This window comes from Sphingomonas sp. PP-CC-1A-547, assembly GCF_003610375.1.
In the GTDB taxonomy this organism is placed as follows: Bacteria; Pseudomonadota; Alphaproteobacteria; order Sphingomonadales; family Sphingomonadaceae; genus Sphingomonas.
On the sequence record NZ_RAPZ01000005.1, the window covers coordinates 1 to 10,945 of the forward strand.

A 10,945-nucleotide genomic window follows, 5' to 3' on the forward strand; every position below is an offset into this window, starting at 1 on the left:
TCCAGCCATTCCGCTTCCGCCCATGTGTGGACACCCGGGCATGCGATCCAAGCTCTCGATAACGGCCACTCGTTCAGCGCATCTTTCTCGGTTTCGAGTTGCCAATATGCCCAAACTGCTGCCCTAACTGCCGCTGTCCCGTGGAAGTCGGCGTGAAAGTTAACTTAAATCAAGTCCTATTCGGCAACCTTTGGTATAAATCATAAATTGCTAACCGATCGCGGCCCTTGGCAACTGAGAGACGCAATGCTCCCGCCGATGTTACCGGAGCCTTGTTTTGATCTCGGAAATTGACCCTCACGGTCTGATTGCAAAAAGTCTATCGGCGCATTCGCGGATACAGGATTTTGACAGCGAAGCTGTGGGCCGTTTGAAAGCTCGAACAAGAACGTTTGAGTCAGGAAGCTACGTATTTAGGGAAGGCATGTCATTTTCAGACTATGTGTTCCTAATATCGGGTTATTTATTTTGCCAAAAGCAGACATCGGACGGTTATCGGCAAATTGTATCGTTGATAATTCCCGGAGATATAGTTAATCCAGAAAACAGATTTGTGAATAATCTGGACTATAACGTGGTTTGTGCAGAAAAATCTAGCATCATCTATGTTCAAAGATCCGAGTTTGAAACGTTAATAGATTCCCACCCATCCATTCGGTTGGCTTTGGACCTAAGAACAACTGCGGAGTCGCGACAATTACGCGAGTGGTTGTTGAATATAGGTGGGCGTTCCGCACGGACTCGTGTAGCTCATTTTTTGAACGAATTTGCCGCCAGGACCAGGTTACGGGGCTTAAGTGATGGGTTGCACTTTTCCTTACCTATGTCGCAGGAGCAGATTGGGGATAGCGTCGGAATCACACCTGTTCACGTGAATAGGTCTATCAGGTCGCTGGTCGAAGGTGGCTTGATCAATCACGCCAACAGAAAATACGAAATTATCGATCTCGACGGCTTCAGGCAAGCTGGTCAATTCTCGGAAAGGTTTCTTTTGGTCAATGATTTGCCTCATTAATTTGCCATGTCGTGGATACCATGATGGCCGACGTTCGGCGAAAAACGCCAGTAATGTGTCAACTGCGTTCGGCCGGTCCCTGGACCCATCGAAGAGGGCGCCATAGTCAGCCTGACCTGCTCCCCGTTTTCAGGCCGCTGATAACTTAGCTTCGGTGTCCATATGCCCCTGGCGGGGGCGGTTCGTAAACTCGGCGGGAGCCATCCCGCCAAGACTGCTGTGCGGACGCACGGTGTTGTAGTCCGTCCGCCATGCCTCGATGATCCGTCTCGCCGCAGCCAGCGAGGGGAACAGGTGTTCGTTCAGACACTCGTCGCGCAAGCGACCATTGAACGATTCCACAAAGCCATTCTGCTGCGGCTTCCCCGGGGCGATGTAGTGCCACCCGACCCCGGTGTCCTGACACCAGGCGAGGACGGTATGACTGGTCAGCTCGGTGCCGTTGTCGCTGACCACCATGCATGGCAGCCCGCGACGCTCGGCGATGGCGCTCAGCTCGCGAACGACCCGCCGACCCGACAGCGAGGTGTCGACAATGCATCCCAGGCATTCCCGGCTGTAGTCGTCGATGACGTTGAGCATGCGGAACCGCCGGCCGCAGGCCAACGAGTCCGATACGAAGTCGAGCGACCAGCGCTGGTTGGGTTCCTGCGGGATCGCCATCGGTGCCCGCGTGCCCAGCGCGCGCTTGCGACCGCCACGCTTGCGCACCGTCAGTCGCTCCTCGCGATACAGCCGATACACCTTCTTCAGGTTCATGCCCTTGCCCTCCCGCTTGAGCAGGATCGCCAGCCGTCGATAGCCGAAGCGACGACGTTCGTTCGCGATCTCGCGCATCCGCTCGCGGACAGCATCGTCCTTTCCGCGAAGCGGCTCATATTGCCACGCCGACCGGTTGACCCCGATCAGGCTGCAGGCGCGACGCTCGGAGAAGCTGTGGTCGGCCATCAGCTTCTCCACCGCAGCGTAGCGATCTCCAGACCGGGTCAGTTTTGTCCCAGCAGATCCTTCAGCGCCGACACGTCGAGCATCGACTCCGCCAGCAGCTTCTTCAGCCGGCGGTTCTCGTCCTCGAGCGCCCGCAACCGCGCCGCCTCCGACACGGTCATCCCGCCGTACTTCGCCTTCCAGTTGTAGAACGTCGCGTCACTGATCCCATGCTTCCGGCACAAGTCGGCGGTCTTCACGCCGGCCTCATGCTCGCGCAGCACGCCAATGATCTGATCCTCGGTAAATCGGCCTCGCCGCATCACTCGTCTCCATCTGACGAGCTAACTTACCAATGGCATGATTTCTGGGGAGCAGGTCACCGAGTATGGACGCGAACCCGAACAGGATCGTCATGAGCATTTCAGTTCCCCCGGTGCGAGCTAAACCAAATAGGTCTGCTATGCTATCACGCCTCCGGCAAGGAGATAGGCCGCTTTCCTCTCCATTCCAGCCGTTCCACTTCGCCCAATGACGGACATTCCGCGCTGTTTACGACCTGCCCATAACCGGTAGTTCATTCAATTTTGGGTAACGGCTTGTAGCGTGTCGGTGGATAGGTTGCAGGGATAGTTCTGTGTCGGCAAAACCCGAAAATGACGAGATGGAATATGTGCCTGCTTGGGCTGTAGCTAAAATACTGACGCTGGCTGTTTTCATCATTGCGAACCTTGAATGGTGGGTTGGACGCTCACCGCTAATGCTAGCCGTCGACCTACTCCTCATCGGGCTGTGGCTTGCAATTCGCCGCTTGAGGCCGGCGCATTATGATCCTGCCTGGCCGCGCAAAATGAAGAATGACCTATTGTAGAGCCGTTGCTCAAACTTCAACTGCGCTGGCTGGAAGCGGTCGGGCCGCTATCCTGCCCATCCCGGACATTCCCGAAATCGATTGTGAAACGGGAATTGCAGGCGAGGGCGGATGCCTTGCCGTTTAACGCATGGCTCGCTCTCGCCATTGGCCGCTACATGCAATAATTCCCGTATCGAAGGCGATTTGGGATCAGTGTTTATGGCGCGTCTAAGTGTGAACCTGAACAAGGTCGCCCTACTGCGAAACTCCCGGCGAACAGGCGTGCCCGATCTACTCGCCTTCGCCCGCATTGCTCATGAAGCTGGCGCGGACGGGATTACAGTGCATCCGCGCCCCGACCAACGCCATATCCGTGATGATGACGTATCGGCACTCGCGGAGTGGATGAAGCCTCTCAGACCGACCTTTGAACTAAATATCGAGGGCTATCCCGACGATCGACTATTCCGCATCGTGTCTGCTGTGCAGCCTGAGCAATGCACACTCGTTCCTGATCCTCCCTCCGCGTTCACATCGGAGGAAGGCTGGAAGTTTGACGATCGAGATGCGGCAATACAGATTTATAATGATGTCGCCCGCTTCCAGGCGGTCAGCGGACGCGTAATCCTGTTTATTGATCCGGACCCGACGGCAGTACGCGGCCTTATCGAAAGCGGCGCTGATGGCGCAGAAATATACACCGGCTCCTATGCGGCCGAGCATCGCGCCAATGGTCCCAGTCGTATTCTCGCGGCCGCAGCGGAGGCGGCGCGAGCACTGCATATTGCCGGCCTGAGGGTGAACGTCGGTCATGACCTCAACCTTGCCAACCTATCCGATTTGATCGACGCTATGCCTCCGATCGCCGAAGCGTCCATAGGCCACGAGTTGACGGCAGACGCGTTAGTGATGGGGTTCGGGCCAGCAGTTGCGGCCTACAAGGCGGCTCTAGGCTAGTCGTCTTCCAATTCTCGATTTGGATCGAATTTTGGGAACGTCCGGTTTGGTGGAATGCCGGCCTGCTGGTGATTACCGCGACGGAGTATCGAGGTCGCAAGGTTAGTCATGGTCGTTGGCATTGTAATACCGTCGGTTAAACGGATATGATCGGGCATGCCAATTTCACGCTACGTCCACCTCGTTCTTTTTGGCTTCTCCTCGACCACGGTGGTCGCGTCAGCGGCTTCTCGCGAGGTCGATACCCATTCATCTGTTGTGTTGATGTCGTCGGTCGAACGTATTTCTTCTTCTTCTGCACCCTTATCGCTTACAGGCATAGTGCAGAGCTTGGCCGAGATCGACTCGGCTAATCCAACTATCGATGGCTCCTCTTCGCAGACACTTAGTATATTTGGTCGCGAGGATCTGATAGCTTCAGGAGTGCGGGACTTCCTCCCAACCGAATGCACTGCACTGATTGGTTCGGACGATCCCTTAGATGAAATTGCGCGTCGCGCGGGCAGCACTTCAATCGTAATCGTCAATGAAAGCCATTCGCGATCTCGGCATCGTGGCTTTATTGAGCGAGTCGCAATGCGGCTACGATCTCTCGGATACGATACCTTGGCCGATGAAACGCTGTCCAATCCGCTGTCGGACGCGCCAGCAGGATCATTGCCGCCCTTTATTACGCAGCCTACATTACCATATTTTTCCGATGCAGACGGTTATTATCTGCGCGAAGCATCATTTGGACGGATCGGACGACGGGTTAAATATCTCGGCTATACTTTGTTACCTTATGATTTCATTCCACAGGCGCACGGCATGAACACTCTAAACGGCGAACAGATAATTGCCGCTCGTGAAGAAGGCGAAGCGGAAGCACTTGCAAGTTATCTGCGAAAGCATCCGGGTGGAAAGATTCTGATACACGTGGGATACGCACATGCAGCAGAAGTTCCGCAGTCTGATGGGCTACGGCTAATGGCTCTGCGACTGAAGGAAAAAACTGGTATTGATCCGCTTACAATTTCGCAGACGACATGCCGGGGCGGCGGCTTAACCGAACACTTAGCCGTCCTGCCATCAAAGCTGCCAAGAGGGATGTTCGATTTGGTGGTCGATCATCCCACCGAAAAGTTCGTGCGCGGTCGCCCCGCGTGGCGGATTAATGCTGGCGACATTGCCACTACCATACCACCTGACTTGCAGCCGATAAGTGGGTGGCGGATCATAGAGGCGCGGCCGATCGGCGAGCCTGCGACGTCCGTTCCATTGGATCGCGTAGCGATCCGGCGAGACGAGGACGTGGCTTTAATGTTGCCGCCCGGTCGCTATCAAATTCGAGCCATAGACGTACCCTCTCCATCGAAAACCGCCAGGCTAGGAAGTTAGGCTCGCAATAGCCGGGGGTCTCAGCGGCTTGCACAAGGGACGAGATCATATCGCGGCAGGGCTGACGGTTCGCGAAGCGGCAATGCCCCTTAGGCGCGACGACCGGACGCCGATCGCTAAAAACTCTCCGTTCTCGCGCTGCATTCAGCCCGGCGTTGGTGCGCTCCCAGATCAGGTCGGTCTCGAACTGGGCGAGCGTGCCGAAGATGTTGCCCGCAATATTGCACGTCGGGCTGGGAGCATCGTGCTCTGACGGGCGACTACAGCTGGAAGCGAGACGGCCGGGCCGCATTGGATCGGCTCAGGCCGCTACGCATCTCGCCGTCGCTCTTGGCAGCTTAGCCCTTTGCAGACCGGATATGCCCCACGTTACGTCGCTCTAGCATGGCTCTGTGCTTTCCGATTGCAGAGCGTCCTTCAGCTGGGCACCATGTCGAAATGAGCCTCACGGGGGCCATCGTTTCGCGCTCGCTACAGACGATGTCAGTGCAGTTGCCGTCCGGGAGTGAGGCGAGAGCAAGACGCATCTTATTTGGTTCGAGATTAGTGAGCGCTGCCGCGATTTGAAATAGATATGGGGTTTGCTAATGATCCGTTGTAAAATTACCTATCGACATACGAGATTTTCCAAGGCCGCGCGGACGGTTGCCCTGGTTATGCTGGTGGGTTGCACTGGTACCGCGACCGCAACACCTGACTACCCTTTCAGCGGCCGCTGGCGGATAGATACTACGTCAGTTACCGGAAATACCAGGCCTACGGTCTTTCAAGTGAGCGACAGGCGTTTTAAGCGAGACGATAATCCGAGCATCATTGCAGATGGTCGCCCTCATCCTGTTGCTGACGACTATGTCGATGAGCAAACTATCTCGGTTATTAGTGATCATATCATTAGGGAGGTCGACAAAATTCGAGGTAAACTAGCTTACACGGTTGATTATAGTGTCTCTCCCGATGGCAATATCCTAACATGCCACGTCGCCAGCTACACAAGCCCGGACGGTAACGCCAATCGCAGCACGACTGTGCAGCGTCGTGTCGGCCCAGCAAAAAAAGGCGCGCATCTTCTCACGGGAACTTGGAAGCGCGTTAGCGTGGAGGCGGATGCCAGGAACGACTGGATTTTAAGACTCGAGGGCAATCGCTTTAGCCAGCGTACGGATGGCGGCTCGGGATATGACGCCATCATCGGGGGGCCACCGGTACGGCTCGAAGGGGACAATTCCGGCGTCCGAGCGCAAATTACGCGACCAAGACCCGACCTAATCGTGGAAACTGATTTGTCGGCAAAGGGGACAGTAGACGACACCTTTTCGATGCAACTGATGCCCGACGGAAGAACCATTCGCGTCACAGGCACCTATGGCCCTGACAAAAAGCCGACGGCCTTCACTATGACCAGACAGGCAGATTGACCGATCGTCAGGCAACGCTCCACTCGAATGTCCCAACTTCCCACGTAAAGGCAACTTTGTGCGTAGCCTTACCAGTTCAAAGCTCTTTAGAAGGCGGTTCACGACGCTCGACGGCCGGAAAGCGGCTGGACGGCTACCCACTAATCCGTGGCGCTCAGTGTTTCTTAAAATCGGATGGTCGAATGAGAACTTAAAACTGTTCCCGAAACCCGTTGTTTGCGAAGCACCGGGAAGATTGGTGCAGTCAATGGATAGCGGGAAGCGGAGGAAAGCGGATGTCGCGGGGCTAGCGACCCGCTTGGCCGAACACTGCATCAACTCGCGCGCTGATTTCTCGCCAAAAGCTGGGCGAACGGCCAGCGTTATTCTTATGGGCCGGGTCCGCACCTGCTTTAAGCAGATAGGCGATAATTAATTGCTGGTCCGGCCGCGCAGCATCTTTTGCCCCCTCATAGCAAGCAGTCCAAAGGGGACCATTCCCGTGGCGGTCTGTGGTATTCGCGTCCGCACCCGCATCCAACAAAACTTTCATGACTTCACAATGGCCATTCTGCGCGGCCACATGGAGTGAGGAATATCCGTCCTTATCGGCAGCGGTTGGATCGAGCCCCGCCGCAAGATCGAGACTTAATGCAGCTTCGTCGCCGCGAGCGGCGTGATACCACACAGTGCTTCGACCATACTCATCCGCGCCTGGATGTGCCTGTTGCGAAGGCCATTGGGGCATACTTCTTCCTTACCTATCGAGCGCCTGAATGCGACGCTAGCGCCTGAGAGAATGTCTGCAAGTCGGCGTTCTGGTACGATCCGGCTTTCTCGCGAGGGATCGCATTTCGGGAAACGCGCGGCGCGGCACTGGTTCGGCCTCCAAGCCGCCAGGCTAGGCAGATATTCACATCCATCGGCTAATCAAACGCTGCCAATACCGGCGATATGGATAGAAGATGATGATTTGTAGGTGGGTCGTTGCGTTCGCTGCTTTGGCGCTCACAGCGTGCGGGAGCGATCTTCCAGACTACCGCTACAAGATGACGGTTCACGTCGCGACGCCGGGAGGGGATCGCGCCTATTCATCGGTGCGCGGCATCCATTCGGAATACGTCTCGTCGATAATGAGTTCGTCGGGGCGCACGATCAAAGACACGCTCCAAGGCGAGGCCGTCATTATGGACCTGCCCGATGGGCGGACGGTCTATGCTCTGCTCTCGCGACCCGATAACCTCGACTATGCCACTTATGTCACCGGCCCCGCACTCGGGCGTCATATCCCACGCGCCAAAAGTGGAGACATAACCCTTGCCAGTGCAAAGGGCGCGTTCCTCGACGAGATCGTCTCACGTCGCGAAGCGATGCTGGCATTGAAAGGTCCCTATGATCTTCCCCGGACCGTCACCCACAACCCGTCACATCGTACCGATTACCAGCCCGAGCAGATGTGGCCAATGTTTGTGATGTTCAGCGACCCGGCAAACCCTAAAACGGTGATCGAGTTGTCCCCGGAGGCCATCGGGGTATCGAATATCTCGATTGCGTTGACCGAAGACGAAATCAGTTCGTCAGTTCTTTCAAAACTGCCGTGGCTTCCAAATCAACATGGAGCCCTCGTACCGACGCCGGTAGGCGGTTCGATGTTTGATAAGAAGCCGGCCCAACGCGTCACAGCAGGTGCGTTTAGAATTGGTTTCCCATAAGCAGCCTCCGTATTGCCTTCGACGAACTTTCTCGCAACGGATCGAGTTTCGAGAATGACCGGATTTGGTGGGAAGCAGTCGTTCAGATCGAAGGCTCTGTCCCGTCGCCAAGGTGAAGATTGCCGTCCCGCACGGTAAACCAGCGGGGAGCACCACCCCGCCTATCTACCAGATGCCATTGAGGCTGCCCGTCTGTCGTGGAGAACGACAAGAAGCGCACGCCTGACTCGGTTGTTAGTGCGACCTCGGGCAACACGCCGAACAGCTCGCATCGATCGATCCGCGCATCTCGGAGCATTGAAAGAGACGGTTCCCAACGATCTTCCTCGCTCCAGCTTCCACAGAGGATCGCGGTCGAATCTTCTACGCGCCAACTCCACTTGACGCCGAGACACACTTCGCCTTCCGGGTTGCCCGTCGAGCCGTCTCGTTTGCGGCGTGGAGATAGCTTGCCGATCTCGATGAAAAGGGCAGAACCATAGCCACGCCAAACGTGGCTGATTGGCTGCCCCGCCAATGTGGCGGCGAACGACGCGAATGCTTCGGATGGGCTCATAGTCGCCGTCATAGTGCTAATCTGAAACGACGGCTATTAGGTGCTTTCTGCCGATCCCGCCTTCCCGAAAAGGAACGGCAACGGCCAGCGAGGCGGCCCAGGCATTCCCGGAATCGATCGAATTTCGGGAATATCGGGTTAAGTGTAGAACAGTCCTAAGCCTCCGAGTCGGGTTTCGGACTCCATGGCATCAGCCCATATACTGCTCGGGAAAAGTCGATGTCGGTGGTCGGCCCGCCAGCGTTACAGTAGCCTTCGATCATCGAAAGGCGGCCGTCTTTCAGAAACACGATGAAGCCCATACCATGTTCGATCCCCAGCACGCTCCCATAAGCACCGCTTAACGGCGAGTTTTCGAGCAATACAGGAGCATCATCAGCGACCGCGAGGTCGGAAAAGAAGCCTGCTCCGCTGTTCTCAAAGCTAGTAACTTGTGTGGTATCGATCTGGCGGCGCATGGCCTCGGCAGAGCCCGAATACTCCGCTGCCGTAATTTCAAGAACTTCCCGTTCGATAGGCCAAAGCGGACGCATCAAAGGTCTGTAGCTGATCCTGCGTATAACCGGAACTGAGCGATCCCGGCTAACCAGCTTTTACCAACAGAATCGGATTTTGGGAATGGGAGGGATCGGTGGAAGTGGATGTTGCGCTTCTCGGTTAGTCGCTCCGGCCATTGATCTCGTTACGCATTTCGCGCCAGCGGCGAATTATCTCGTAAGGAGTGAGCACCAAACCTGACCATAGAGGCAGGGCAATGGTCAAAAGCAAAGGAAAATACGTTGCGTAGAAGGCCGCATTATAGTCGCTTTGCAGGATCAAGGCAGCCATTACACAAACCGCTAATATCACTGGCGCAAGACACCAACTCCAGATGAGCACGCTTCGAAATCGAGAACGGGGAAACCCAGCTAAGCCAGCGCCAACCGCAACTGCCACGACATTGATCGTCCATAAATTACCTGCAATTGCGTCATCGGACATAGCTCAACCTTAGACCGATCTGCCTAATATCTGTAATTGGGTGTTCTTGCCGATTCCGGCGTTCTCGTGAGGGATCGAATTTCGGAAATTTTCGGATTATGAAGGTTGGTTGCCACTCGGGCCAACGATAACCACAACGGCATCTTTGGTATCGTTAGTGAGGCGATAGCGTTTGCCGCATCGACTTCCAGTCCTGATCCTTTCATCCGGAACGCCCAAATTAACTAATTTCAGCCGAACTGAATGCTGACGCGAGCGCGCTAATATTGATGAAGGCGTAGTTGCGCAAAGGAAAGCTGTTACAGCCATAGGGCTTAGTTGCTTATAAGATTGAGCGGCAAAACCCATCACATTATCTCGATCATCGGCGTTTGTCGCCTCATCAAAGCGTACGTAGAAAGGGCCGAAATTGTACGCGTCAGCGAACACTGGGATCGGCAATGCCAAAATCAGCGCAAACGCGATCGTACCTAATGTTTTACATGCCATGAGCTGAAATAGATTACTATCCTACCCCGCGCAATGTCTGCATTTGGGCAGTCTTGCCCGATCCGAGGTTCCCGTGAGGGGATCGAATTTTGAGAATGTCCGGGTTTCGTGGATAGTCAACATTGCGGCCTCCCCCACCAGTTGCTGACAATCATTTATGATCGAGAAGATGCCAAAGCCACCGCTGAAAATTAGCTCAAAATTCATTACTGAAGCAGTCCTTCTTGTGAGAATTGACCAAAAGAAGGAGTTCTGTGAGGCTATATTCCTCCGTAGTCCTGATGATGTAATGGAGGTTCGGGCATTTTTAGATACCTATCGTGATGTCGATCATTTCAATTTGTCGGCAGGTTGTATTAGTGATTATGAGTTTGACGCAAGAACTGGCGATTTAGGCCTAGGTGTATTTGTAGAGAGGCTGGCGGAATTCGAAGGAATGACCATAGAAATTGGTGAGTTCTATGGAGAACACAGCAATTTGGTTGAAATAGCATCAGTGACTATTCGAGCACACAGCGGGCGAACGATAGTTTTAAAGCCCGATCCTGATAGGTGGATTGCGGATCAGTTTATGATCGTGCGTTAGAGGTTGGTCGAGTAGGCGGGAGTTGCGTCCGCTGATGGTCCGGTAGCGCCCGATCCGACATTCTCGACTTGAATCGGATTTCGGGAATGTCCGGG

12 protein-coding genes are annotated in these 10,945 nt (G+C 55.1%); 7 read left to right on the forward strand and 5 right to left on the reverse strand.

From position 1 onward, the window contains the following. The first annotated feature begins 277 nt into the window (after window positions 1-277). Window positions 278-1,015, forward strand: coding sequence for a Crp/Fnr family transcriptional regulator (locus tag C8J39_RS00560; RefSeq protein ID WP_120298891.1), 738 nt, complete (start codon window positions 278-280; stop codon window positions 1,013-1,015). Between the two features lie 129 nt (window positions 1,016-1,144). Here the strand turns inward: C8J39_RS00560 and C8J39_RS00565 are convergent. Continuing rightward, a protein-coding gene (locus C8J39_RS00565) for an IS3 family transposase (RefSeq protein WP_404969299.1) occupies window positions 1,145-2,265 on the reverse strand; the annotation gives its coding sequence in 2 pieces (ribosomal slippage) (window positions 1,145-2,016 and window positions 2,016-2,265; 1,122 coding nt in all). Between the two features lie 314 nt (window positions 2,266-2,579). Between C8J39_RS00565 and C8J39_RS18390 the strand changes: the two genes are divergently transcribed. From C8J39_RS18390 to C8J39_RS18395, 4 genes are all read left to right on the forward strand, one after another. Then, on the forward strand, window positions 2,580-2,813 hold the full coding sequence (locus tag C8J39_RS18390) for a hypothetical protein (protein ID WP_132833424.1): 234 nt from the start codon (window positions 2,580-2,582) through the stop codon (window positions 2,811-2,813). A gap of 201 nt (window positions 2,814-3,014) precedes the next feature. Further along, window positions 3,015-3,752 (forward strand): pyridoxine 5'-phosphate synthase, encoded by a 738-nt coding sequence (locus tag C8J39_RS00570; RefSeq protein ID WP_120298895.1) that lies wholly within the window; start codon window positions 3,015-3,017, stop codon window positions 3,750-3,752. A gap of 156 nt (window positions 3,753-3,908) precedes the next feature. Next, a complete protein-coding gene (locus tag C8J39_RS18590) occupies window positions 3,909-5,132 on the forward strand; it encodes a hypothetical protein (RefSeq protein ID WP_165895189.1) in 1,224 nt (407 codons plus the stop codon). A 770-nt stretch (window positions 5,133-5,902) separates the two neighbouring features. Then, window positions 5,903-6,547, forward strand: coding sequence for a hypothetical protein (locus C8J39_RS18395; RefSeq protein WP_132833425.1), 645 nt, complete (start codon window positions 5,903-5,905; stop codon window positions 6,545-6,547). A gap of 286 nt (window positions 6,548-6,833) precedes the next feature. Here C8J39_RS18395 and C8J39_RS00580 read toward each other — a convergent pair whose 3' ends face one another. Beyond that, on the reverse strand, window positions 6,834-7,274 hold the full coding sequence (locus C8J39_RS00580; RefSeq protein ID WP_120298897.1) for an ankyrin repeat domain-containing protein: 441 nt from the start codon (window positions 7,272-7,274) through the stop codon (window positions 6,834-6,836). A 301-nt stretch (window positions 7,275-7,575) separates the two neighbouring features. Here C8J39_RS00580 and C8J39_RS00585 point away from each other — a divergent pair, with 301 nt between their 5' ends. Beyond that, a complete protein-coding gene (locus C8J39_RS00585) occupies window positions 7,576-8,238 on the forward strand; it encodes a hypothetical protein (RefSeq protein WP_147420646.1) in 663 nt (220 codons plus the stop codon). A gap of 82 nt (window positions 8,239-8,320) precedes the next feature. Here the strand turns inward: C8J39_RS00585 and C8J39_RS18400 are convergent, their stop codons facing one another. The 3 genes from C8J39_RS18400 to C8J39_RS18405 all read right to left on the reverse strand — a co-directional run bounded on the left by C8J39_RS18400 (window position 8,321) and on the right by C8J39_RS18405 (window position 9,775). Further along, window positions 8,321-8,794 (reverse strand): hypothetical protein, encoded by a 474-nt coding sequence (locus tag C8J39_RS18400; protein WP_132833427.1) that lies wholly within the window; start codon window positions 8,792-8,794, stop codon window positions 8,321-8,323. 155 nt (window positions 8,795-8,949) lie between these two features. Beyond that, window positions 8,950-9,327 (reverse strand): hypothetical protein, encoded by a 378-nt coding sequence (locus tag C8J39_RS00590; RefSeq protein ID WP_120298901.1) that lies wholly within the window; start codon window positions 9,325-9,327, stop codon window positions 8,950-8,952. Between the two features lie 124 nt (window positions 9,328-9,451). After that, window positions 9,452-9,775: a hypothetical protein gene (locus tag C8J39_RS18405; protein WP_132833428.1), complete on the reverse strand. Its 324-nt coding sequence runs from the start codon at window positions 9,773-9,775 to the stop codon at window positions 9,452-9,454. A 646-nt stretch (window positions 9,776-10,421) separates the two neighbouring features. Between C8J39_RS18405 and C8J39_RS18410 the strand changes: the two genes are divergently transcribed. Then, window positions 10,422-10,850: a hypothetical protein gene (locus C8J39_RS18410; RefSeq protein WP_132833430.1), complete on the forward strand. Its 429-nt coding sequence runs from the start codon at window positions 10,422-10,424 to the stop codon at window positions 10,848-10,850. Window positions 10,851-10,945: the final 95 nt, after the last annotated feature.